The sequence below is a fragment of the Streptomyces sp. NPDC048825 genome, from assembly GCF_043198355.1.
Classification (GTDB): Bacteria; Actinomycetota; Actinomycetes; order Streptomycetales; family Streptomycetaceae; genus Streptomyces; species Streptomyces xiangluensis.
Map to the genome: position 1 here is coordinate 23,359 of NZ_JBICUR010000012.1, position 24,549 is coordinate 47,907.

The window sequence follows — 24,549 nt, forward strand, 5'->3', positions numbered from 1 at the left end:
AGTCTCTTAAGCGCCTCAGCGCCTCAGCGCCTCAGCGCCTCAGCGCCTCAGCGCCCCGCGCTCCCGACACCCCTAGGACCCACCCGTGGCCGGACGATTCGACCCCCGACCCACGCGTACGACCGTACGCGGCGGGCATGTCGCCGCCGCCGGGCGCGTGCCGCGGCAGGCCGCGGCGCCCGGGCGTACGCGTAGCTGGACGCCGCCCGGGCCGCTCGATCTCGGGGTCGTGCTCGGGCCGCTGCGGCGAGGGCCCGCCGATCCGACGTTCCGGGCGATGCCGGACGGGTCCGTGTGGCGGGCCAGCCGTACGCCCTCGGGGCCCGGGACCTTGCGGGTCTCGATGCAGGGCGGGGTGGCCGTGGGCGAGGCCTGGGGGCCGGGGGCCGACTGGCTGCTGGAGCAACTTCCCCGGATGCTCGGGGAGTTGGACGATCCTTCCGCCTTCGAGCCACGGCATCGGCTGGTGGCGCTCGCGCGGCATCGGCGGCCGGGACTGCGGCTGACGCGTACGGGGCTGGTCATGGAGTCGTTGATTCCGTCGATTCTCGAGCAGAAGGTCACGACGCAAGAGGCGTACCGGGCCTGGCAGTTGCTCGTACGGAAGTACGGCGTGCCGGCCTCCGGACCCGCGCCCGGGCGCATGTACGTCATGCCGGAGCCGCGGACCTGGGCCCTGATCCCCTCGTGGGAGTGGCATCGGGCCGGCGTCGACAACAAGCGGGCGTCGACGATTCTGCGGGCGGTTCGGGTCGCTCGGCGGTTGGAAGAGGCGGTGGGGTTCGAGCCGGATGCTGCGCAGGCTCGTCTTGAGTTGGTGTCCGGGATTGGGCCCTGGACCTCGGCGGAGACTGTGCAGCGGAGTCATGGTTCGGCGGATTCGGTGACCGTGGGGGATCTGCATCTGCCGGGGATCGTGGGGTATGCGCTGGCGGGGGACCGGGATGCGGATGACGCCGTCATGTTGGAGTTGCTGGCGCCGTATGCGGGGCAGCGGCATCGTGCGGCTCGGCTCATCTTGTTGAGCGGCCGCACTCCGCCTCGGCGTCAGCCCCGTATGCCCCGCGGGGACATTGGGCGGCTGTGACTGTTCGGGTGCGGGTCTCGGTGGTTTCGCCCCCGCCGCCCATACCCGTCCCCCTGTCCTCGGGGCGTTGCCCCGACCCCCACCAGGGGCTCCGCCCCTGGACCCCGCTGGGGCTGCGCCCCCAGACCCCCATCGGCCTGAACGGCCTCGTCCTCAAACGCCGGACGGGCTGTATTTGCCTGGGCTGGGCGGGAAAGTGCGGGTGGGTGGGGGGGAACCTCCTGGACGGCCTCGTCCTCCAGCGCCGGTCCGGCTGGTCATACCGGGAGCGGGCTCAAAAGCAGTGGTCACTGATCGGACGAGAACCGCACTGCCCCCGTCGGCAGTACCGCATCGCACCACACCCGTACGCCCTCCCGGAGTTCGTTGTCCGGGCCCACCGTCGCGCCGTCGCCCACCACCACCCCCGTGAGGATCGAGCGCGTGCCCACCTGGGCGCGGGCGCCGATCAGGGAGTCCGTGATGATCGCTCCCGGGGACACCACCGCGCCCGCCAGGATCGTGGAGCCCGAGATGCGGGCGCCGGAGCCGATGGTCGCGTCCTCGCCCACCACCGTGCCGGCGGTCAGTTTTGCGTCGGGGGCGACCGTGGCCGACGGGAGGACCAGGCAGTCGCCGCAGCGGCCGGGGACTGCCGGGGAGGGGGCTCGGCCGAGGACCAGATCCGCGGAGCCTCGCACGAAGGCCTGGGGAGTGCCCAGGTCCAGCCAGTAGGTCGAGTCGACCATGCCCTGGAGGTGGGCGCCCGAGGACAGGAGATCGGGGAACGTCTCGCGTTCCACCGAGACCGGGCGGCCGGCGGGGATCGTGTCGATGACCGAGCGGCGGAAGACGTACGCGCCGGCGTTGATCTGGTCGGTGACGATCTCCTCGGGGGTCTGGGGCTTTTCGAGGAAAGCCTGTACGCGGCCCGAGGCGTCGGTCGGGACCAGGCCGTACGCCCTCGGGTCCTCTACACGTGTCAGGTGCAGGGAGACATCCGCGCCCGAGGATCGGTGGGTGGCTACGAGGGCGGATATGTCGAGGCCGGTGAGTATGTCACCGTTGAAGATCAGGACCGGATCGTCGGGGGCGGAGTGAAGGCGGGAGGCCACGTTCCGGATGGCGCCGCCCGTGCCGAGGGGCTCGACCTCGGTGACGTACTCGAGGTGGAGTCCCAGCGACGAGCCGTCGCCGAAGTACGGCTCGAAGACCTCGGCCAGATAGGACGTGGCGAGCACGATGTGCTCGACCCCGGCCGCTTTGGCTCTCGCCAGCTGGTGCGTGAGGAACGGTACCCCGGCCGCCGGAACCATCGGCTTCGGCGTGTTCACCGTGAGCGGGCGCAGCCGTGTGCCCTTGCCGCCGACCAGGAGGATCGCTTCTGTCACCTGTCGTCTCTGCTTCCCTGTGGGGCCGGCCGAACGTCTTTCGGCCGGCCAGTGTATGCAGACCGTTCGATGGCCGTGGGGAGCCTCTTGGGTGGCCGTGGGGAGCCGCAGCCCCGACCTCACCGTCCCTGGTAGCGGGCCGAAGTGGTCCTGGCCTGGTGGAGCTTGGCGTACAGCCGAGCGCCCGGGCACTCGGTGGCGAAGCCGTCCCGGTGTCCGGAGATCACATTCAGTCGTACATTCTTGCCTTTTCGGAAGAGATTGCCACCGCCCGACTTCAGATATGTCTTGCCCGCCGGATTCGCCCCGTAGAGGCCGAGCTTCCACGCCGTGAGCCGGGCGACGCCTTGCACCGCGGCGCCGGGTGGGTTCGTACCGTTGAAGCTGCCGAGGACGGCGATCCCCATGCTGTTGCTGTTGAACCCGAGAGTGTGCGCGCCCTTGACCGGCTTGGTCACGCCTCCGGCCCGTCCCTCGTAGATGTTGCCGCACTTGTCGACGAGGAAGTTGTACCCGATGTCTCGCCAGCCACTGCTCTGGACGTGGTAGCGGTAGATACTGCGGATGACTGAAGCGGCTTGCGAGCAGCGGTAGTTGTTGCCCGAGGCGCTGTGGTGCACGAAGGCGGCCCGTACGGACTTGGTGTAGCTGAAGTGCCGCTCGCGCAGGCGCTCGTCCGCGCCCCAGCCGCGGCGCGTGACGATGCGTGGACGCGGGCCGATGTACGGGTTCGTGGCCGCACCCTGGGCCGCCTCGATGCCACGGGTCGCGAGGAGGTCCTCCTGCGTCTGCTTCCGGGTCAGTTCCGGGATGGTGGTGGCGCCGAGCGGTGCGAGGTCGGCGTTGACGGCGGACGCCGCGGCGGATTCGGCGGTGAGCGAGGTGACGTTCGGGGCTTCCAGTTCGGGGCCCTGGGGCGGGGGCTCCTCGCCGGGGTCGACGAGTTCGAGGCGCAGACCGCTGGGCAGCGGCCCGCTCGTGACGGCCCGTCCGTCCGCCTCGTCCAGCTTGGCCTGTACGCGCACCTCCACGCCGTCCGACTCCCCCACCCACAGCGGTGCCGTGGAGCCGCGCACTCGCCCGGAGGTGCGCTCGTCGGTGTCCGGGTCGGCCGCGTGCTCCAGGTTGTGCGTCTCGACGTCCTGCCAGGCGGACCACTTGCCGGTGTCGGCGGAGCGCGTACGGACCTGGACGATGCCACGCAACTCCGTGTCCGGGTCGTCCCAGACGACTCCGACGAGCGAGAAGCGGGGGGCGTCGCGCCGGGGCAGCCCCTGCACGGGGGCGGCGGCGCCGAGGGCGCGGTCGCTGGAGAGCGGAACGAGCGGGAGCGAGCGGGTGCTGCCGGGGACGGCCGACGTTTCTGGGACGGCCGACGCTTCGGAGACGGTCGGTGCTTCGAGGGCCGCCGGTCTCGCGACGGCTGCCGGACTCTCGGCGGTCGCGGGTCTCGCGGTGTCGGCCAGAGCGTTGGAGGGGGACATCACGGGGAGGGCCAGGGCGGCCGCACACGTCACGGCGATCGAGGAAGCAAGGTATCCACGCATGCTCCCGATCGTGGACATAGTCATACTTATCTGTCCATCCGGGACTTGACGGACCGTCGACCGGCACTCGTCCGAACCGGTGGCCCGGCCTACCCCGCCCGGCCGAGGGCCCGCGTACGCTTTCCTCTCGTGACCGCAACCGACCGCACCCCTGCCGACCTGCTGCGATCCGCGCTCTCCGCGGACCCGGCACGCCCCCTGGTGACCTTCTACGACGACGCCACCGGCGAACGGGTCGAACTGTCCGTGGCCACCTTCGCCAATTGGGTGGCCAAGACCGCCAACCTCCTCCAGGACGAACTGTCCGCCGAGCCCGGCGAGCGGGTCGCGCTGCTACTGCCCGCGCACTGGCAGACGGCGGTGTGGCTGCTCGCCTGCTCCTCGGTGGGCGCGATCGCGGACGTCGGGGGCGATGCGGGGGCTGCCGACCATGTGGTCGCGGGGCCAGGCCAGTTCGAAGCGGGGCTCGCGTGCGCGGGCTCTCGGATCGCGTTGTCGCTCGCGCCGCTGGGGCGTCGCTTTCCGACTCCGCCTGCGGGGTACGCCGACTACGCCGTCGAGGTGCCGGGCCAGGGCGATCGTTTCCAGCCGTACGCCCCTGTGGATCCGGAGGCTGCGGCGGTGATCGTGGCCGGGGCGGAGTTCACGGGGGCGGAGGTTGTCGAGCGGGCTCGGGCCGATGCCACGGTGTTCGGGCTTACGGGGCCCGGGTCTCGGCTGTTGTCGGGCCTCTCGTACGACACATGGGAGGGGCTCAGCGCAGGGCTGTACGCGCCTCTTGCCACGGGGGCCTCTGTGGTGCTGTGCCGTCACCTGGATCAGCTTGGGGAGGATGCGGTTGCCAAGCGGATCGAGAGTGAACGGGTGACTGCCACGAAACGCTGAGCGCTCGGCTGGAGCAGGTTCGAAGCTGCGGGTTCGTTGTGGCTGGTCGCGCCCACGCGGCGGAGCCGCAAAATGTCACAGCCCCGCGCCCCTTAAAAAGCCTGCGACTCCCGGCACCGTCGCGCAGAGAAGTATCCCCAGCGACACACCGAGAAGTACCCCTCGCAATCCCCCATCCGGCCCAGCCCTCCCCCCTCCCCACGCGCCCCCCGCCCCCACCCGGTCCATGGTCGTAAGAGCACGACACGCTCGTACGCCGTGAGGGGTGGAACCTAAGTGAGCGGCACCCGAGGCTTGGGACCCGGTCGGGGCGCTTCGCCCACCGGGGCCGGAGGGGTGCGGCGGCGGTGGATCAGGTACGGGGCGGTGGGGGCGGGGCTCGGGCTGCTCGCTGCCGCGGGGGGCGGGTGGGCCCTGTACGAGAAGCTGGACGGGAACATCACGGCGGACGAGGCTGCCGCGGCCGAGCTTGCCCGGTACGAGAAGGAGCGGCCGACCGCGTTGGTGAAGGACGCGCAGAACGTCCTGCTGATCGGGTCCGACTCGCGCTCGGGTGAGGAGAACCGTAAGTACGGGCGGGACTTCGGCACCGAGCGGTCCGACACCGTGATCCTGCTGCATCTCGCGGCGAACCGGCGCAGCGCGACCGCCGTTTCGATACCGCGCGACCTGATGGTGGACGTGCCGGGCTGCCGTCGCCGGGACGGCAGCCGCACCGAGCCGGTGTTCGCGATGTTCAACTACGCCTTCCAGGCCGGGGGTTCGGCCTGCACGATTCGTACGGTCGAGAAGCTGACGGACATCCGGATCGACCATCACATGGTCGTGGACTTCAACGGTTTCAAGGACATGGTCGACGCGGTCGACGGCGTCGTGGTCTGCCTCAAGGAGCCGATAGACGACCGCGCGGCGAAACTGCGGCTTCCTGCGGGCAAGGTGAAGCTCAACGGCGAGCAGGCCCTCGGCTATGTACGCGCCCGCAAGAGCATCGGCGACGGCAGCGACACGGAGCGCATGGAACGCCAGCAGCGGTTCCTGGGCGCGCTCGTCAGCAAGGTGCGCAGCAATGACGTACTGCTGAATCCCGTGAAGCTCTATCCGGTGCTCGACGCGGCGACCTCGTCACTCACCACGGACCCGGCGCTGGCGAACCTGCGGGGCCTGTACGACCTGGTACGCGGCCTGCGCAATATCCCCACCGAACGTGTGCAGTTTCTGACGGTGCCGAGGGAGTCGTACCCCTACAACCCCAATCGCGACCAATTGGTGGAAGCCGAGGCGGAGAAACTTTTCGAGCGGCTGCGCAGGGACGCTCCGGTGGAGGTCTCGGACAACTCGGGCGATCAGGAAGGCAAATCGGACGGAAAGCGTAATGACGGACCCTCACCCTCGACCAGCCCTGCGCCGACTTTCCGGGGGAACACGGCGGCCGAGGACCCGTGCGGTTAAGCCCCGAACGCGTCTGCGAGTAAAGGGCACACCAAGTTGGGGAACATTCGTCCAAAAATATGGGGCAGATTGACCGGTTGTAAGACGTGGAATTCGTCACCGGCGCCCCTTGGCGGTGATCCGGCCGGATAGTGTGAGCGGTCCGGTGCACCCGGCCATGAGGTCATGCACCTGCTTGAACGAGACCGGGCGCTTCTTGGGGGGAGAAGGCGCCGCGTGGCCCCGACGGAGGACTGACACAACCGTGGACGCGCAAGGCCGAGGGCGGGCGGACAACATCGACCCCGCAGACCAGTGGGTACTCAATCCGAACACCGGTGACTACGAATTGCGACTGGGTGCTTCCACAGCGCAGCCGTCGGTTCCCGGCCCTCGCTCCTCCAGAACCGCGACCGCAGGTGCCGCCGCGCCCCCGCGCGGCCGTACGGCGCCGGGGCGGGAATACCGGGGATCGCCGGAGGTGGCGCCGGCACCCGACGTCGTGCCCGGCCCGCGCCGGCGGCGCCCGCCACAGGGGCCGCCGCCGAGCCGTCGCAAGGGCAGGCAACAGAAGCCCAAGGGCAAGAAGATAGCGTTGTGGACCGGCGGCACCGTGGCCTTCGCGCTCGTCGCCGTCTCGACCGCCGGCTATGTCTACGTCAAGCACCTCGAGGGCAACGTCTCCACGACGGACGTCGGGAGCGCGGGCGCGGGGAACTTCAGCAAGGACAAGGCCTTCAACGTCCTGATCATCGGTACCGACAAGCGCACCGGCAAGGGCAATCAGGGGTACGGCGACACCGGCAACGTCGGGCATGCCGACACCAACATCCTGCTGCACGTCTCCAAGGACCGTACGAACGCGACCGCGATGAGCATTCCGCGCGACCTGATCGTGGACGTTCCGGACTGCCCCACCAAGCAGGAGGACGGCAGCACCGAGGTCGTCCGCGGCTCGCAGGGCGTCCGCTTCAACACGAGCCTCGGGCAGAGCGGCCGGGACCCGGGCTGCACGATGCGTACGGTCAAGGAGGCCACCGGCATCTCGGTGGACCACTTCATGATGGCCGACTTCAACGCGGTGAAGACCCTGACGTCTGCGGTGGGCGGGGTCGAGGTCTGTCTCACCAAGCCCGTCAACGACAAGGAGTCGAAGCTCAAGCTGCCCGCGGGCACGTCGACGGTCGAGGGCGAGCAGGCCCTCGCCTTCGTCCGCACCCGGAAGAGCTTCGGCAACAGCGGCGACCTCGACCGCATCAAGGTGCAGCAGCAGTTCCTGGGTTCGCTGATGCGGAAGATGTCCTCCAGCGACACTCTGACCAGCCCCACGAAGCTGGTGAAGCTGGCGGAGGCCGCCACCAAGGCGCTGACCGTCGACACCGGCATCGGCAGGGTCAGCACGCTCAAGGACGTGGCCCTGGAACTGAAGAAGGTACCGCCGAAGAACGTCTCCTTCATGACGGTGCCGGTGATCGACAACCCGACCGAGCAGGTCAAGGCCACGGTCGTCATAGATGAGTCGAGGGGTCCCGAGATCTTCTCGATGATCAAGGACGATGTCTCGTTCACCGAGGTGAAGAAGAAGCAGCAGAAGGAGAAGGCCGCCGTCGCCGCCCGCCTCAAGGGGTCCAAGGCCGACGCTTCGGAGGTACGCGTACGGATCCTCAACGGCGGTGCCGCCCCTGGCTCCGCGCAGGAAACCCTCACCTACCTGCAGAACGACGAGGGCGTGCTCAAGTCGGAGAACGCGGGTAACGCCGAGGCGACCCTGAAGAAGACAACCCTCGAGTACGCTCCCGATCAGGCAGACCAGGCACGCAGGCTCGCCGACATCATGGGCCTGTCCGGGTCGGCCATGAAGCCGGGCGAGAGCGTGACCAACTCCCAGGGCCTGCCGGCGATCACGCTGACCTTGGGAGAGGACTTCACGGGGGCAGGGGAATCCCTCACCGCACCGTCGACGGCGCCGGATGTGGAGAAGTCCACGGCGGACAAAGTCGAGTGCGCCAATTGACCTGAACGGCCTGCCATACGTCTACCAAGGCGTATGGCAGGCCTGTTCAGTGGCGCAGGGGTGGGGAGGCAGGGGGCATGACGCAGAGTGGTGTGCGTGGAGAGCCGACGCGACCACGCGTCCGGCAGGCGCAGGACCTGGGCCAGGACGACAGTCCGCGCGAGAACACCGAGTCGGACGGCGGCGGTGACGGCAGCGGTGCGGGAGACAGACGGCGCGGCAGCAGAAGACGGCCGCGGGGCAAACGCGGCATACTCCGCTGGTCCGCGATAACCCTGTCGGTACTGATACTCGGCACGGCCGGCGCCGGATACTTCTACTACTGGCATCTGAACAACAACATCAGCAAGGGCGAGCGCAGCAGCGGAGACTCCGACGCCAAGAAGGCGGAGCCGAACGCGGCCGGCCAGACGCCGCTGAACATCCTGCTGATCGGTTCCGACAGCCGTAACTCGACGGAGAACCTGGAACTGGGCGGGAGCAAGGAGAGCGTGGGCACCAAGCCGCGGGGCGACGTCCAGATGCTCATCCACCTGTCCGCGGGCCGGAAGCACGCCTCAGTGGTGAGCATTCCGCGCGACACCCGGGTCGACATCCCCGAGTGCGAGGACCCCGAGACCGGCGAGACCTACCCGGCGACCAACGACATCATCAACGCCTCGCTGGCCCGCGGCGGAGCCGGCTGCACGCTGGCCACCTGGGAGAACCTCACCGGTGCCTATATCGACCACTGGATGACGATCGACTTCGCGGGCGTGGTGAAGATGGCGGACGCCATCGGCGGTGTCGAGGTCTGTGTGGAGCAGAACGTGTGGGACCGGCCGCTGCCAGGCACCCCCGGCGGCTCCGGTCTCAAGCTGAAGGCCGGCAAGCAGAAGGTCCAGGGCAAGTCGGCGTTGCAGTGGCTGCGTACCAGGCACGCCTTCTACAGCGACCTCGGGCGCGCCAAGGCCCAGCACATGTACATGAACTCGATGATCCGCACGCTGAAGAAGCAGAACGTCTTCACCGACACCGGCCGGCTGATGAGCCTGGCCGAGGCGGCCACGAACTCCCTGAAGGTCTCCGAGGAGATCGGCTCGGTCGATGACCTGTACGGCCTCGGCATGCAGCTCAAGACAGTGCCGACCGACCGCATCACCATGACGACGATGCCGACCGTCGTGGACCCGCAGAACCCCAACCACCTGGTGCCGGACGGCGCGGACGCCGAGCAGGTGTGGAGGATGGTCCGCGACGACGTGGCCTTCGACAACAAGGGAAAGAACTCGGACGCGAAGAAGAAGCCTGCGCAGGAGCAGGCTTCCGACGACCCGGCTGCCGAGGACGGCGAGATCGGCGTCGTGGTGCAGAACGGCACGCGCTCCTCCACCCTCGCCCCGGTCGGCGGGCGTGCGAACACGGTGAGCCAGGTGCTCGTACAGAAGGGCTTCAGCAGGGCGACGGCCGACGGGACGGTGACTCTCGCCGAGGACAAGACGGTGGTCCGCTATCCGAGCGCCGAGCTGGAAGGTGATGCCCAGCGCGTCGCCAAGTCGCTGGGGATTCCGCTGAGTTCGGTGAAGAGGACGACCGATGTCTCCGGCGTCACGCTCGTCGTGGGCGCCGACTGGCGCGAGGGCACGGCCTATCCGAAGCAGTCCAAGCCCGAGGCCGGGGATGTCCCCGAGACCGCCGACGCCCTGAACGGCTCGGACAGCGACAAGTGCATGCCCGTGTACAAGCCCTACCGCTGGTAGTTCCCCGACATCACCGCGGTGCTCAGCTCTCCGCGAGCACCGCGGGCCGCCGCGACGCGATGACCTTCCTGGCCAGTGAGCGTGGGCTGGTCAGGAAGCCCCAGCCCCACGACATGTGCATCGTGGCCAGGGCTACGGGGATCTGCAGGCGTGCCTTCAACGGCAGGCCCTTGCCCGCCGGTACGGAACCGGCGGCGATGGCCGCGAGATAGCCGGCCGGGACGACGAAGCCCCAGGAGGTCAGCGCGGCGCCCGCCACGAGGCCCGCCGCTATCGCGCACACCGCAACCGGCGGAGCGAGGTAGCGCAGGTTGATGGAGCCCTCGTGGTAGCGGGCGACGACGTGGCGCCAACGGCCGTAGTCCTTGTACTGCTTGGCGAGGGCGCGCACCGAAGGCCTGGGCCGGTACGAGACCTTCAGCTCCGGCGAGAACCAGATCAGGCCGCCCGCCTCCCTGATCCGGAAGTTCAGCTCCCAGTCCTGGGCGCGGATGAACTCCTCGTTGTAGCCGCCCTGTTGCTCCAGCGCCTCGCGCCGGAAGACGCCGAGATAGACCGTTTCGGCCGGGCCCGCCTGACCGCCCGTGTGGAAGGCGGCGCTGCCGACCCCGATCTTCGACGTCATGGCCGCCGCCACCGCGTGCTCCCAGTCGTTCTCGCCCTCGGCGTGCATGATGCCGCCGACGTTCTGCGCGCCGGTCTCCTCCAGCAGCCGTACGGCCGTGGCGATGTAGTTCGGCGAGAGCATGCCGTGCCCGTCGACCCGTACGACGACGGGGTGCCGGGACGCCTTGATCGCGGCGTTCAGCGCGGCCGGCGTACGGCCCGTCGGGTTCGGGACAGTGTGCACGCGGGGGTCTTCTCGTACGAGCTCGGCCGCGATCTCGTCCGTACGGTCCGTGGAGGGACCGATGGCGATCACGATCTCCATCTCGCCGTCGTACTCCTGGGCGAGGATCGCTTGGACGGCTCCGCGCAGATGCCGCTCCTCGTTGAGGACGGGCATGATCACGGATACGGCGGGGAGGCGCCCGTCGGAATTCACGTGCTGGGGTTCCCTCTCGTCTTTTCGGCCGGGGGTCCGGCCCGCCGCGCAGCGGCTGTCAGGCGCAGCGCCCCCGGGAAATGCGGTATCAGGCCGTACGTTACCGCGAACGGGGGACACGGACGCGCGCCGCCCGCTTGCTGCACCGGGCCGCAGATCGTATGGGCCTACGGTTCTTAACGGTCCCGCACACCCGGCCGACGCGGAGGTGTTCCCCCTTGCCCACGCCGCCCCGCAGACCCGCTCGCCCGCCGCGGCAGCGCCCGTCTCGGCCGCCCGTACGGCGCAAGCGGCCACGGTGGGCCATGCGGATGGTGACATCGCTCTCCGTGGCGGTACTCGCGGCGGCCGGCATCGGGCACGCGGTGGTCACCGGCTTCGACGCCGACATCGACCGCATCGACCCCTTCAAGGACATGAAGAACCGGCCCGCACAGGGCGACGGCATGAACGTCCTGCTCGTCGGCACCGACGGCCGTGAGCGGATCAGCCGCGCGGAGCGCGCGAAGTACCATCTCGGCGGCCCGCCCTGCCGCTGCACGGACACCATGATGATCGTGCACATCTCGCAGGACCGGAAGCGGGCCAGCGTCGTCAGCCTGCCGCGCGACTCGTACGCCGAGACGCCCGCGCACACCGACCGCACCACCGGCGAACGGCACCGCCCGCACGCACTCAAGCTCAACGCCGCGTACGCGGAGGGCGGGCCCCAACTGACCGTGCGTACCGTCGAGAACATGACCCGCGTGAAGATCGACCACTATCTGGAGATCGACTTCACCAGCTTCATCAGGACGGTGGACGAGCTCGGCGGCGTACGGATCTGCACGGTGCGCCCGCTGAAGGACTCCTACACCAGACTGAACCTGCCCGCCGGGACGCACGACCTGAACGGTGGTCAGGCGCTTCAGTACGTACGTTCCCGGAACATCGACGGCGCGGCCGACCTCAGCCGGATGCAGCGCCAGCAGCGTTTCCTGGCCGCGCTGGTCGAGCGGGCCACTTCGTCCGGTGTGCTGCTGAACCCGATGAAGTTCCGCGACGTGACGCAGGCCGTGCTCGGCTCGGTGCGGGCGGACAAGGGCTTCGGCCCGGACAAGCTGGTCGATCTGGGGTGGGCGATGCGGAATTTCTCGCCGTCCTCCTCGGAGTTCGCGACCGTCCCGATCGGGCGGATGGGGTTCCCCGTGAAGGGCATCGGCTCGACGCTGAAGTGGGACGCGAAGAAGTCGGAGCGGATCTTCCGTGCCCTGCGCGAGGACAAGCCCCTCGCCCCCCACCAGGCCCCCTCCAAGGCCGTGCGCGTCGACGTGGCCCCGCAGCAGATCCGCGTACAGGTCGAGAACGGCACGGCCACGCCGGGCCTCGGCCGCCGTGTCGACGACGCGCTGTCCGCGACGGGCTTCAACACGACGGGCGCCCCGAAGAACGCCCGCGACCGCTCCGTCGAGCGCACCCTCATCACGTACGACCCCGGCTGGGACCGCTCGGCCAAGTCGCTGGCGGCGGCTCTGCCGGGTAGTCGGTCTCGGGCGGTCAAGGGCCAGGGCCCGACGCTGAAGGTGATCGCGGGCGCGGACTTCAAGAGGGTGACGAAGGTACGGGCGGAGGATGCGCGGCGCGGGGAGGCCGGTGTGGTCACGGGGGACGAGGCGGCCTGTCCGTGAGGCCCCGAGCCGCGAATCGAGCGACTTGAAGCGGCTTGAAGGGGCTTGACCGGAATGCTGTATTCCGGTCGAGGAGCCTGTTCTGTCATGGCCTTTCTCTTTATGTCAGTCTCTGCAAGGTCCGGTTTGCATCAGCTTTGCAACGGGGGTGGTGTGATTTTCCGGGGACTCTTGTAAGCCGTACGGCTGAGCACTGCACACTGGGGCGCATGAACAATTGGCCCGAGGGATGGCACGGAGACAACGGCGGCGACCGTTACGGCCGCGGCAGCGCGAGCGCCCAGCCCGAGGGCGCGCGCGTGATGCGACAGGTGGGGCGCGGCCCGGGAGTGGGCCCGTCGGCACCGCCACGGGGCGGGGTCCCGCCGCAACCCACCTACGACGACGGCTACGGGCACCCCGACGACAACTTCAACAGCGGCTACAACACGGGCCAGGTGTACGGCTCGCCGGGCGGCGGAGGGCCCGACGGACCCGCGTCCCACGGCCGCCGGCCACGGCCCGCGCCGAACTGGGGCCGCCGGATCAAGTGGACTGCGATAACCGTGGTCACGCTGCTGGTCGTGGTCTCGATCAGTACGTACTTCTGGGCCGACTCGAAGCTCAAGCGCGAGGTCGACCTGTCCAAGGTGATCGACCGGCCCGAGACGGGCGAGGGCACGAACTACCTGATCGTCGGCTCCGACAGCCGCGAGGGCCTGTCCGCCGAGGAGAAGAAGCGGCTCCGTACGGGCTCCGCCGACGGCAAGCGCACGGACTCGATGATGATCCTGCACGTCGGCGACAACGGGAACACGATGATCTCGCTGCCGCGCGACTCGAACGTCGAGATTCCCTCGTTCAAGGGCTCCGACTCCGGCAAGCTCTACGAGGGCACCGGCCGCCAGACCAAGCTGAACGCGGCGTACGCGGAGGACGGGCCCGAGCTGCTCGTGCGTACCGTCGAGGCCAACACCGGCCTGCACATCGACCACTACGCGGAGATCGGCTTCGCCGGCTTCGCGAAGATCGTCGACTCCGTCGGCGGCGTGGAGATCGAGATCCCCAAGGGCGGCATGAAGGACACCAAGTCCGGCGCCGACTTCGAGGCGGGCAAGCAGACCCTCAACGGCGAGCAGGCGCTGGCCTTCGTCCGTACGCGGTACGCACTCGCGGGCAGCGACCTGGACCGCACGAAGAACCAGCAGAAGTTCCTCTCGGCCCTCGCCAACCAGACCGCGACCCCGTCCACGGTCCTCAACCCCTTCAAGCTCTACCCGACCATGGGTTCCGGCCTCGACACCCTCACCGTCGACAAGGACATGTCCCTGTGGGACCTGGCCTCCATGTTCTGGGCGATGAAGGGCATCACCGGCGGCGAGGGCAAGTCCATGAACATGCCCATCTCCGGCAACGCCTCCAACGGCAACCTCCAGTGGGACACCGCCAAGGTCAAGGCGCTGGTGGAGCAGCTGAAGAACGACGAGAAGGTGACGGTTACGGAGTAGGACCAAAGCCCGCTTCGCAGGCGCCTGTCATCTGTCGGCTGCCTGCGAAGCGGGCTTTTGCGTGCCGTCTTTCCCCGGGCCCCGGGCCGGCCGGAGTCAGCCGAGGCTCATGCCGAAGCACTCATGCCGTGGCGCCGGACATCGCGCGGCACGTCTGCGCACAGCGGCGACACGCCTCGGCGCAGCGCATCATCTGCGCGTCGTCCTGCATCGCCATACACGCCTCCGCGCACATGTCGCACGCCCGCGCGCACATCGCGCACATCTCGGCCGACATCGGCGACCTGCGCATCATCATGTCCGAGCACATACGGGTCATCTCGGAGCAGTCGATGAGCGCGCGCATGATCTGCATCTGGGCCTGGCCGCCCATCTGCATACAGGAGCTCATGGTCTCCTCGCACACGCTGTGGCACGACATGCACGCCTCGACGCAGTCCTGCATCTCCTTGCTCATCGGGCTCATGGTTCCGGGCTGCTGCATGGCTCCTCCTAGAAGCGGTGGGGTCCCAGTGCGGGTCCCCATGCCCTTCCGTGGTACGCCCGCTGCCCACCGCGCGCCATCCGGCGGACGCCAACAATCCACCACAAAGCCCGCCAAGGCCCGTCAAGGCCCGTCAAGAGCACACTTCTCGCGGAGCTGAGCTCACTCCTTGCGGGGCTGGTTGAAACGCAGCATGTTGCCGGCGGGGTCGCGGAACGCGCAGTCGCGGACGCCGTAGGGCTGGTCCATCGGCTCCTGCAGCACCTCGGCGCCAGCGCCGCTGATGCGCTCGAAGGCGGCGTCGACGTCGTCCGTCACGAAGATGACGCCGCGCAGCAGCCCCTTGGCCATCAGCTCGGCAAGGGCCTGCTTGTCGGCCGGTGAGGTGCTCGGGTCGGCGGCGGGCGGCTCCAGGACGATGTTCACGTCCGGCTGCGTGGGCGACCCGACGGTCACCCAGCGCATCCCCTCGAAGCCGACGTCATTGCGTACCTCGAGGCCCAGTACGTCGCGGTAGAAGGCGATCGCCTTGTCGTGGTCGTCGACGGCGATGAAGCATGAGGAAAGTCCGATATTCATGCCGTTCACGCTACGACCGGGCCGTGGGACGCGCTTCTCCATTCCTGACCGGTCGTGTGTGGATCTTGGCGATGCAGGCCGGGATGGCGGCGCCCTCGTCATGGTTCCGGGCCCGGTAGGCGCTCGGGCTCTCGCCGACCAGCTCGCTGAAGCGCGAGCTGAACGACCCCAGCGACGTACAGCCGACCGCGAAGCAGACCTCGGTCACCGAGAGGTCGCCGCGCCGCAGCAGCGCCTTGGCCCGCTCGATGCGGCGGGTCATCAGATAGCTGTACGGGGTCTCTCCGTAGGCGGCGCGGAAGCTGCGGGAGAAATGGCCCGCCGACATCAGGGCGTCCCGCGCCAGCGCCGGGACGTCGAGCGGCTCGGCGTAGTCGCGGTCCATACGATCGCGGGCACGCCGCAGCCGGACGAGGTCGTCCAGATCCTGTCGTTTCACCCGGCCAGCTTCCCATGGCTGCGCCGGCCGCTCAGGGAAACCGGTGACCGAACCGGCCGGGAATGAAGGCGGCCAGACCGGTCAGGAATGGAGAAGCGCAGGCCACAGCGCCGCTCCTAGCCTGACATCCATGGACATCACCCTTCACGCAAGCTTCCTCCCGCACACCGACCCGGATGCCTCCCTGGCCTTCTACCGGGACATCCTCGGCTTCGAGGTCCGCGCCGACGTCGGACAGGGCACGATGCGCTGGATAACGGTCGGCCCCGCCGAACAGCCCGGCACGTCCATCGTCCTGGAGCCGCCGGCCATGGCCCCCGGAACCACCGACGACGAGCGCCGCACCATCACCGAGATGATGGCCAAGGGCACGTACGGCTTCATCACCCTGGCCACCCACGACCTCGACGGGGCCTACGCCAGGCTGAAGGACGGCGGCGCCGAGATCGTGCACGAACCGACCGAGCAGCCCTGGGGCGTCCGCGACTGCGCCTTCCGCGATCCCGCGGGCAACATGGTCCGCATCAACGAGCTGAAATGAGCCGTCCGACGCTGATCCGCGACGGCCGCTGGCTGGTTTGCAGCGATCCGTTGCCGTGCACCGGGCGGACGAAGTAGAACCAGACGTACTGCCAGAAAGCTGATCAGATCGAGCCGGGCGACTCTGGCCGGGCGACTCTGACTGAGACCGCGCAGGCGGCCCCGCCCAGCAGAAGCCCCCTCAACAGAAGACGGAGTCACGATGAACAGGGCCACGAGCACGGGCACGCAGTCGCCTGCGCCGCACGTCGCCGACAGCCACGATCTGATCCGCGTGCACGGTGCGCGCGAGAACAACCTCAAGGACGTCAGCGTCGAGCTCCCCAAACGCCGGCTGACAGTGTTCACCGGCGTCTCCGGCTCGGGCAAGAGCTCGCTGGTGTTCGCCACGATCGCCGCCGAGTCGCAGCGGATGATCAACGAGACGTACAGCGCCTTCCTCCAGGGCTTCATGCCGAACCAGTCCCGGCCCGACGTCGACGTACTCGACGGGCTGACCACCGCGATCATCGTCGACCAGGAGCGGATGGGCGCCAACTCCCGCTCCACGGTCGGCACCGCGACCGACGCCAACGCGCTGCTGCGCATCCTGTTCAGCCGGCTCGGGAAGCCGCACATCGGCTCGCCCCAGGCTTTCTCGTTCAACGTCGCCTCGATCAGCGGGAAGGGCGCCGTCACGATCGAGACCAAGGCCGGCAAGTCCGTGGAGCGGCGGAGTTTCTCGATCACCGGCGGCATGTGCCCGAACTGCGAGGGCACGGGCCGGGTCACCGACTTCGACCTGACCGCGATGTACGACGACAGCAAGTCGCTGAGCGAAGGCCCGTTCACCGTTCCCGGTTACAGCGCCGACGGCTGGTACGGCCGTATCTACAGCGGCTGCGGCTTCTTCGACCCGGACAAGCCGATCCGCGAGTTCACCGAGCGCGAGCTGCACGACCTGCTCTACAAGGAGCCGACCAAGATCAAGGTCGACGGCATCAACCTGACGTACGAAGGTCTGATCCCGAAGCTGCAGAAGTCGATGCTGTCCAAGGACCGGGAGGCGATGCAGCCGCACATCCGGGCATTCGTGGACCGGGCGGTCACCTTCACCGCCTGCCCCGAGTGCGGCGGCACACGGCTCAGCGAGGCGGCCCGGTCGTCGAAGATCAAGGGGATCAGCATCGCCGACGCCTGCGCGATGCAGATCAGCGACCTGGCGAAGTGGGTGGGCGGCCTCGACGAACCGTCGGTGGCGCCGCTGCTCGGCACGCTGCGGCACACCCTCGACTCGTTCGTGGAGATCGGCCTCGGCTACCTCTCGCTCGACCGGCCGGCGGGCACGCTGTCGGGCGGCGAGGCCCAGCGTACGAAGATGATCCGCCACCTCGGCTCCTCGCTCACGGACGTCACGTACGTCTTCGACGAGCCGACCATCGGCCTGCACCCGCACGACATCCAGCGGATGAACAACCTGCTGCTGCGGCTGCGGGACAAGGGCAACACGGTGCTCGTCGTGGAGCACAAGCCGGAGACGATCGCGATCGCCGACCATGTCGTCGACCTCGGCCCCGGCGCCGGCACGGCGGGCGGCACCGTCTGCTTCGAGGGCACCGTCGAGGGGCTTCGGGGCAGCGACACCATCACCGGCCGCCATCTCGACGACCGGGCCGCCCTGAAGGAGTCCGTGCGCAAGCCCACCGGCGCGCTGGAGATCCGCGGCGCGAGGGCGAACAACCTGCGACACGTCGACGTGGACATCCCGCTCGGGGTACTGACCGTCGTGACCGGCGTCGCCGGCTCCGGCAAGAGTTCGCTGGTGCACGGCTCGCTGATTCAACAGTCGGGGGGCGCCGAAGCGGGCGTGGTGTCGATCGACCAGGGCGCGATCAAGGGCTCGCGACGCAGCAACCCGGCGACGTACACCGGACTGCTCGACCCGATCCGCAAGGCTTTCGCGAAGGGCAACGGCGTGAAGCCGGCGCTGTTCAGCTCCAACTCCGAGGGCGCGTGCCCCACGTGCAATGGCGCCGGCGTCATCTACACCGAACTGGGGGTGATGGCCACCGTCGCCACCACCTGCGAGGAGTGCGAGGGGAAGCGGTTCCAGGCCTCGGTCCTGGAATACCGCCTCGGTGGGCGTGACATCAGCGAGGTGCTCGCGATGTCGGTGACCGAGGCCGAGGAGTTCTTCGGCACCGGCGAAGCCCGTACACCCGCCGCGCACAAGATCCTCGACCGCCTCGCCGACGTCGGCCTCGGCTACATCACCCTCGGCCAGCCGCTCACCACCCTGTCCGGCGGCGAGCGCCAGCGCCTCAAGCTGGCCACCCACATGTCCGAGAAGGGCGGCACCTACATCCTCGACGAGCCCACCACCGGCCTCCACCTCGCCGACGTCGAGCAACTCCTCGGCCTCCTCGACCGCCTGGTCGACTCCGGCAAGTCGGTCATCGTCATCGAACACCACCAGGCGGTCATGGCCCACGCCGACTGGATCATCGACCTGGGCCCGGGCGCCGGCCACGACGGTGGCAGGGTCGTCTTCGAGGGCACCCCCGCCGAACTCGTCACCGCCCGCTCCACCCTCACCGGCGAGCACCTCGCGGAGTACGTCGGCAAATGACGCGATGCCCTCGCCGGATGCCTGCACCGCGGGCATCCGGCTGGGTGCTCGGTCACTTCGTCTTCATTCCACGAGGTGTCACAACGGTGCGCGGTGCGGCTACGGAATGACCCTGAGAAGCCTGTTGGGTGAGCCAGTACCGATGTTGCGCAGCACTCCCGTCGTCGCTCCGTTGACGAGGGCGCTCTGCACGGTCGCGGGGCTCGCGGCGGGGTGGGAGGTGAGGTAGATGGCTGCGGCTCCGGCGACGTGGGGGGTGGCCATCGAGGTGCCGGAGAGCGTGGCTGTGGCGGTGTCGCCGGTGTGCCAGCCGGCCGTGATCGATGATCCGGGGGCGAACAGGTCCAGTGCGGAGCCGTAGTTGGAGTAGCCGGCCCGGTAGTCGGTACTGGTGCTGGCGCCGACGGTGATCGCGGCGCGCACCCGGGCCGGTGACGTATTGGCGGCGTTCACATTCGAGTTGCCGGCGGCGACGGCATATGTGACGCCGGAGGCGATGGAGTTGCTCACCGCGGTGTCGAGCGCAGTGCTGACACCCCCGCCGAGCGACATGTTGGCGACCGCGGGACGGATGCGGTGCGAAGTGACCCAGTCCACTCCCGCGATGACGCCCGAGGTGGTGCCGGAACCGCTGTTGTCGAGAACGCGCACCGCCACGATCCTCGTGGCCTTCGCCGCACCGTACGTGGTGCCGGCGACCGTGGTGGCGACATGGGTGCCGTGTCCGTTGCCGTCGGCGGCCACGGCGTCCCTGTCGATCGCGTCGTATCCGTACACGGCGCGCCCGGCGACCTGCTGGTGCGTGATGCGCACGCCGGTGTCGATGACGTACACCCTCGCACCGGAGCCGGCAGTGTCCGGGTAGGTGTACGACCTGCTGAGCGGACGGTTGGCCTGGTCGATCCGGTCCAGTCCCCAAGGGGGGTTGACCTGGGTCGCGTCGAGGCTGACCCTCTGGTTCTTCTCGACGAACGCGACGGCCGGATCCGCCGCGAAACTCCTGGCTCCGGCCGAACCGACATGGACGGCGTAGCCGTTGACGGCCGAGGCGTAGGTTCTTTCGACGGTGGCGCCGTACTTTGCCGCAAGCTGGTCGCCTTCCTTCGATGCCGCTCTGAATCCGGCGGACCGCTTGAGCAGGACCAGGTAACTGCCGTCAATGCCATGGGAGGGGAGTCCTCGTGCAGAACCCTTCCGACGGCCGGAGCCGCTTCGGCGGGCAGGACGGCATTGCTTCCCAGGGCGGCGGTCGCCACGACCGCGGTGATCGTGGCGATGACCCGGCGCCGCTGTAGTCCACATGACAGGTCACTCGTACGGTGTCACTGAAGGTCTTCGGGTTGGCGCCGGGTGGGTTGTGCTCCCGCTCCCCAGGACTCCCCCGACATGACGCCCGTCAACGGCCTTGACCGAGCCGCAACGGGCAGAAAGCCGAGGGCGCCCCTCCTGAGCCTCAAACCTCCGCCGGCCTGCAACAACCCTGCTAGGGAAGGTTCCTGGCCATCACGATGCGCTGGACCTGGTTCGTCCCCTCGTAGATCTGCGTGATTTTCGCGTCACGCATCATCCGCTCCACCGGATAGTCCCGCGTATATCCGTACCCACCCAGCAACTGCACCGCATCCGTCGTGACCTCCATCGCCACGTCCGACGCGAAGCACTTCGCCGCCGCCCCCTGGAAGGTCAGGTCCCCTTCTCCACCTCCGGCGGCGACGCGCTCCGACTTGGCGGCAGCCGCGTACGTCAGCTGGCGGGCGGCTTCGATCTTCATGGCCATGTCGGCGAGCATGAACTGGATGCCCTGGAAGTCGGCGATCGGCTTGCCGAACTGCTTGCGCTCCTGGACGTAGCCCTTGGCGTAGTCCAGAGCCCCCTGGGCGATGCCGAGGGCCTGGGCCGCGATGGTGATGCGGGTGTGGTCCAGGGTCTTCATGGCGGTGGCGAAGCCCGTGCCCTCCTCGCCGATCATGCGGTCGGCGGGGATGCGGACGTTGTCCAGGTACACCTCGCGCGTCGGCGATCCCTTGATGCCGAGCTTCTTCTCCGGCGCGCCGAAGGAGACGCCCTCGTCCGACTTCTCGACCACGAACGCCGAGATGCCCTTCGAGCGCTTGGTGGGGTCGGTCACGGCCATCACCGTGTAGTACTCCGACTCGCCCGCGTTCGTAATCCAGCGCTTCACGCCGTTGAGGACGTAGGAATCGCCGTCCCGCACCGCCTTCGTCTTCATGCCCGCCGCGTCCGAGCCCGCGTCCGGCTCGGAAAGGCAGTACGAGAACATCGCGTCGCCGGCGGCCAGCGGGCCCAGGTACTTCTTCTTGAGGTCCTCCGAGCCGGAGAGGATCACCGGGAGCGAGCCCAGCTTGTTCACGGCCGGTATCAGGGAGGAGGAAGCGCAGACGCGGGCCACCTCCTCGATCACGATCACGGTGGCCAGCGCGTCCGCGCCCGCGCCCCCGTAGCTCTCCGGTACATGGACGGCGTGCAGGTCGGAGGCGACCAGGGCGTCCAGGGCCTCCCGCGGGAAGCGGGACTCCTCGTCCACCGCGGCGGCGTACGGCGCGATCTTCGCCTCCGCGAGAGCGCGGATCGTGTCGCGGAGCATGTCGTGCTCCTCGGACGGGCGGTACAGGTCGAATTCAGCCGATCCGGCCAAGGTATCTCACGCTCCAAGGACGCTAATTACCGTTAAGTAACTCAAATTTTAGGGGCCTGCTCACGCTAGTGATACGTGAGTTTGGCGACAGCGGGGATATCAGGAAACCGGGAACGGCAACGGAACGACAACGGGGGACGGCAACGCAGAGTTGCCCGACGAGCGGCAAGCCACCCCCGACTATGCTCAGGCAGCGCACCCGACCCTCCCACCCGTCACCCGACCACCACCCTTCAACGACGGCGCCGACGCGCCGGCACCTGCTTACTGGAGCACCCATGGCCCTGAAGATCACCGTGATCGGCACCGGCTACCTCGGCGCCACGCACGCCGCGGCCATGGCCGAACTCGGCTTCGAGGTGCTCGGCCTCGATGTCGTTCCAGAGAAGATCGAGATGCTCCAGCGTGGCGAGGTCCCTATCTACGAACCCGGTCTGGAGGAGCTGCTGCGCAGGCATGTCGCCGGGATCGAGGGGGCCAGCGGGCGGCTGCGCTTCACCATGGACTGGGCCGAGGTCGCGGAGTTCGGTGACGTCCACTTCGTCTGCGTGAACACACCGCAGAAGCATGGCGAGTACGCCTGTGACATGTCGTACGTCGACGCCGCCTTCACCTCGCTCGCCCCGCATCTGAAGGGCCCTGCCCTGGTCGTCGGCAAGTCGACCGTGCCCGTCGGCTCCGCGGACCGGCTCGCTCGTACCCTGGCCGAACTGGCGCCCGCCGGTGAGGACGCCGAACTCGCCTGGAACCCCGAGTTCCTGCGCGAGGGCCTCGCCGTCAAGGACACGCTGCACCCCGACCGGATCGTCGCGGGTGTGCGCAGCGAGCGCGCGGAGAAGCTGCTGCGTGAGGTGTACGCGACGCCGCTGGCCGAGGGCACGCCTTTCGTGGTGACGGACTTCCCGACCGCCGAGCTGGTGAAGACCTCGGCGAACTCGTTCCTCGCCACCAAGATCTCGTTCATCAACGCCATGGCCGAGGTGTGTGAGGCCTCGGACGGTGACGTCGCCAAGCTGGCGGAGGCGATCGGGTACGACGACCGGATCGGGAAGAAGTTCCTGCGCGCGGGGATCGGCTTCGGTGGCGGGTGTCTGCCGAAGGACATCCGGGCGTTCATGGCGCGGGCGGGCGAGCTGGGGGCCGATCAGGCGCTGACGTTCCTGCGCGAGATCGACTCCATCAACATGCGGCAGCGCGGGCAGATGGTGGAGCTGACACGTCAGGCGCTGGGGGGTGGCTCGTTCCTCGGGAAGCGGGTCGCGGTGCTGGGCGCCACGTTCAAGCCGGACTCGGACGACGTACGGGATTCGCCGGCGCTGAATGTCGCCGGGCAGATCCATCTTCAGGGCGGGCAGGTCACGGTGTACGACCCGAAGGGGATGGGGAACGCGCGGCGGCTCTTTCCGACGCTCGGGTACGCCGATTCCGCCGTCGAGGCCGTACGGGGCGCCGATGTCGTCCTGCATCTCACCGAGTGGCGTGAGTTCCGGGAGCTGGACCCGGCGGTGCTGGGCGAAGCCGTGTCGCAACGGGTACTGCTGGACGGACGCAACGCACTGGATCCGGCGGTGTGGCGTGCGGCCGGCTGGACGTACCGGGCGATGGGCCGTCCGGCGGCTTAACCGTCCCGCACGTTCGCCTGTTGGCCGGGCGGCTATCCGTCGAGCTCTGAGCACTCCTCGACCCGGGCCAGCAACAGCCCCCGCTCCCGCTCATTGCGCGTGAGCGACGCCGCCCTCTCGAACTCGGCCCGCGCCTCGGCCGTACGCCCCACGCGAGCCAGCAGATCGCCGCGCACGCTGGGCAGCAAGTGGTAGTCACGCAGGGCTGGTTCGGCGGCCAGGGCGTCGACGATGGTGAGGGCCGGTTCGGGGCCCTCGGCCATGGAGACGGCGACCGCGCGGTTCAACTCGACGACGGGGGACGGGGTCCGGGCGGCGAGGAGGCCGTACAGCGTGGCGATCCGGCTCCAGTCGGTCTCCTCGTACGTGTAGGCGTGGGCGTGGCACGCGGCGATGGCGGCCTGGAGGACGTACGGCCCCGGACCGCCGCCCGTGGCGACCGACTCGGCACGGGCGAGGGCGGCGAAACCGCGGCGGATCAGCATGCGGTTCCAGCGGGCCCGGTTCTGGTCCTTGAGCAGCACCGGCTCGCCGGACGGGCCGGTACGCGCGGCCGAGCGTGACGCCTGGAGCTCCAACAGCGCGGCCAAGCCGTGCACTTCGGGTTCCTTCGGCATCAACTCGGCCAGTACGCGGGCGAGTCGCAGCGCGTCCTCGCAGAGCGCCGGGCGCAGCCAGTCGTCGCCGGCGGTGGCCGCGTATCCCTCGTTGAAGATCAGGTAGATGACCTCGAGTACGGACCCGAGCCGGGCCTCGCGCTCCGGCCCGTACGGCACCTCGAAGGCGACACCCTTCGCGGCGAGCGTCCGCTTGGCGCGGACGATGCGCTGGGCGATGGTCGCCTCGGGGACAAGGTGGGCGCGTGCGATCTCGGCGGTGGTCAGGCCGCCGAGCAGGCGCAGGGTGAGGGCGATGCGGGCCTCGGCGGAGAGCACGGGGTGGCAGGCCGTGAAGACCAGCCGCAGCAGGTCGTCGTCGATGTCGTCGGGGTCGGACGGTTCGTCGACGTGGCCGTGCGGCGCGGATGTCTCCAGGTCGCGGCCCATCTCCTCCAGCTTGCGGGCGTACCGTTCCCGCCGCCGTACGAGATCGATCGCCCGGTGCTTGGCCGTGGCCGTGAGCCAGGCCCCGGGATTGTCCGGCACACCATCCCTGGGCCACTGTTCAAGGGCGGCGACCAGCGCGTCCTGCGCAAGCTCCTCGGCGATGCCGACGTCCCGCACGATGCGGGCGACACCGGCGATGATGCGGGGCGACTCGATACGGAAGACGGTTTCGATGGTGCGCTGGGCAGCGCCTTCAGCGGCGCCGCCCAGTGCCGGGCCTGCGGGGTCTGCGGGGTCTGCCGGCTG

Annotated in this window: 18 protein-coding genes and 1 pseudogene; 10 read left to right on the forward strand and 9 right to left on the reverse strand. The window is 69.0% G+C overall.

Translation table 11 applies throughout. From position 1 onward, the window contains the following. Window positions 1–85 precede the first annotated feature (85 nt). Complete coding sequence (locus ACGFNK_RS26935) at window positions 86–1,087, forward strand: DNA-3-methyladenine glycosylase family protein (RefSeq protein WP_393419949.1); 1,002 nt, start codon at window positions 86–88, stop codon at window positions 1,085–1,087. 287 nt (window positions 1,088–1,374) lie between these two features. Here ACGFNK_RS26935 and ACGFNK_RS26940 read toward each other — a convergent pair whose 3' ends face one another. Beyond that, entirely contained in the window at window positions 1,375–2,457 is a 1,083-nt protein-coding gene (locus tag ACGFNK_RS26940; protein ID WP_393419951.1) for a sugar phosphate nucleotidyltransferase, read from the reverse strand. A 119-nt stretch (window positions 2,458–2,576) separates the two neighbouring features. After that, window positions 2,577–4,004, reverse strand: coding sequence for an N-acetylmuramoyl-L-alanine amidase (locus ACGFNK_RS26945; protein ID WP_393419953.1), 1,428 nt, complete (start codon window positions 4,002–4,004; stop codon window positions 2,577–2,579). Between the two features lie 129 nt (window positions 4,005–4,133). Here ACGFNK_RS26945 and ACGFNK_RS26950 point away from each other — a divergent pair, with 129 nt between their 5' ends. From ACGFNK_RS26950 to ACGFNK_RS26965, 4 genes are all read left to right on the forward strand, one after another. After that, window positions 4,134–4,889: a TIGR03089 family protein gene (locus tag ACGFNK_RS26950; protein ID WP_393419955.1), complete on the forward strand. Its 756-nt coding sequence runs from the start codon at window positions 4,134–4,136 to the stop codon at window positions 4,887–4,889. 336 nt (window positions 4,890–5,225) lie between these two features. Next, the gene (locus ACGFNK_RS26955) at window positions 5,226–6,338 is read left to right on the forward strand and encodes an LCP family protein (protein ID WP_393420397.1); all 1,113 of its coding nucleotides are present in this window, start codon (window positions 5,226–5,228) and stop codon (window positions 6,336–6,338) included. Window positions 6,339–6,582: 244 nt separating this feature from the next. Continuing rightward, window positions 6,583–8,331, forward strand: a complete 1,749-nt coding sequence (locus ACGFNK_RS26960) for an LCP family protein (protein ID WP_393419957.1) — start codon at window positions 6,583–6,585, stop codon at window positions 8,329–8,331. A 77-nt stretch (window positions 8,332–8,408) separates the two neighbouring features. Then, window positions 8,409–10,070 carry an LCP family protein gene (locus ACGFNK_RS26965; protein WP_393419959.1) on the forward strand — a complete coding sequence of 554 codons (1,662 nt, stop codon included), beginning with the start codon at window positions 8,409–8,411 and terminating at the stop codon, window positions 10,068–10,070. A 22-nt stretch (window positions 10,071–10,092) separates the two neighbouring features. Here ACGFNK_RS26965 and ACGFNK_RS26970 read toward each other — a convergent pair whose 3' ends face one another. Beyond that, window positions 10,093–11,115, reverse strand: a complete 1,023-nt coding sequence (locus ACGFNK_RS26970) for a glycosyltransferase family 2 protein (protein ID WP_393419961.1) — start codon at window positions 11,113–11,115, stop codon at window positions 10,093–10,095. Window positions 11,116–11,420: 305 nt separating this feature from the next. Between ACGFNK_RS26970 and ACGFNK_RS26975 the strand changes: the two genes are divergently transcribed. Both ACGFNK_RS26975 and ACGFNK_RS26980 read left to right on the forward strand, forming a co-directional pair. Beyond that, the gene (locus ACGFNK_RS26975) at window positions 11,421–12,782 is read left to right on the forward strand and encodes an LCP family protein (protein ID WP_393419963.1); all 1,362 of its coding nucleotides are present in this window, start codon (window positions 11,421–11,423) and stop codon (window positions 12,780–12,782) included. Between the two features lie 209 nt (window positions 12,783–12,991). Then, window positions 12,992–14,269 carry an LCP family protein gene (locus ACGFNK_RS26980; RefSeq protein WP_393419965.1) on the forward strand — a complete coding sequence of 426 codons (1,278 nt, stop codon included), beginning with the start codon at window positions 12,992–12,994 and terminating at the stop codon, window positions 14,267–14,269. Between the two features lie 121 nt (window positions 14,270–14,390). Here the strand turns inward: ACGFNK_RS26980 and ACGFNK_RS26985 are convergent, their stop codons facing one another. The 3 genes from ACGFNK_RS26985 to ACGFNK_RS26995 form a co-directional block, all read right to left on the reverse strand. Then, complete coding sequence (locus tag ACGFNK_RS26985) at window positions 14,391–14,753, reverse strand: four-helix bundle copper-binding protein (RefSeq protein ID WP_386340956.1); 363 nt, start codon at window positions 14,751–14,753, stop codon at window positions 14,391–14,393. A gap of 162 nt (window positions 14,754–14,915) precedes the next feature. Further along, entirely contained in the window at window positions 14,916–15,332 is a 417-nt protein-coding gene (locus tag ACGFNK_RS26990) for a VOC family protein (RefSeq protein ID WP_386340954.1), read from the reverse strand. A 10-nt stretch (window positions 15,333–15,342) separates the two neighbouring features. Then, window positions 15,343–15,717, reverse strand: coding sequence for a helix-turn-helix transcriptional regulator (locus tag ACGFNK_RS26995; RefSeq protein ID WP_388687659.1), 375 nt, complete (start codon window positions 15,715–15,717; stop codon window positions 15,343–15,345). A 184-nt stretch (window positions 15,718–15,901) separates the two neighbouring features. Between ACGFNK_RS26995 and ACGFNK_RS27000 the strand changes: the two genes are divergently transcribed. Next, the gene (locus tag ACGFNK_RS27000; protein ID WP_393419968.1) at window positions 15,902–16,312 is read left to right on the forward strand and encodes a VOC family protein; all 411 of its coding nucleotides are present in this window, start codon (window positions 15,902–15,904) and stop codon (window positions 16,310–16,312) included. Window positions 16,313–16,513: 201 nt separating this feature from the next. Beyond that, window positions 16,514–18,919, forward strand: a complete 2,406-nt coding sequence (locus ACGFNK_RS27005) for an ATP-binding cassette domain-containing protein (protein ID WP_393419970.1) — start codon at window positions 16,514–16,516, stop codon at window positions 18,917–18,919. A gap of 99 nt (window positions 18,920–19,018) precedes the next feature. Here ACGFNK_RS27005 and ACGFNK_RS27010 read toward each other — a convergent pair. After that, a pseudogene (locus ACGFNK_RS27010) lies at window positions 19,019–20,226 on the reverse strand (S8 family serine peptidase). A 176-nt stretch (window positions 20,227–20,402) separates the two neighbouring features. Then, entirely contained in the window at window positions 20,403–21,575 is a 1,173-nt protein-coding gene (locus tag ACGFNK_RS27015) for an acyl-CoA dehydrogenase family protein (RefSeq protein WP_393419972.1), read from the reverse strand. A 278-nt stretch (window positions 21,576–21,853) separates the two neighbouring features. Here ACGFNK_RS27015 and ACGFNK_RS27020 point away from each other — a divergent pair, with 278 nt between their 5' ends. Continuing rightward, the gene (locus tag ACGFNK_RS27020; RefSeq protein WP_393419974.1) at window positions 21,854–23,197 is read left to right on the forward strand and encodes a UDP-glucose dehydrogenase family protein; all 1,344 of its coding nucleotides are present in this window, start codon (window positions 21,854–21,856) and stop codon (window positions 23,195–23,197) included. A 32-nt stretch (window positions 23,198–23,229) separates the two neighbouring features. Here the strand turns inward: ACGFNK_RS27020 and ACGFNK_RS27025 are convergent, their stop codons facing one another. After that, on the reverse strand, window positions 23,230–24,513 hold the full coding sequence (locus tag ACGFNK_RS27025) for an RNA polymerase sigma factor (RefSeq protein ID WP_393420399.1): 1,284 nt from the start codon (window positions 24,511–24,513) through the stop codon (window positions 23,230–23,232). Between the last annotated feature and the right edge of the window lie 36 nt (window positions 24,514–24,549).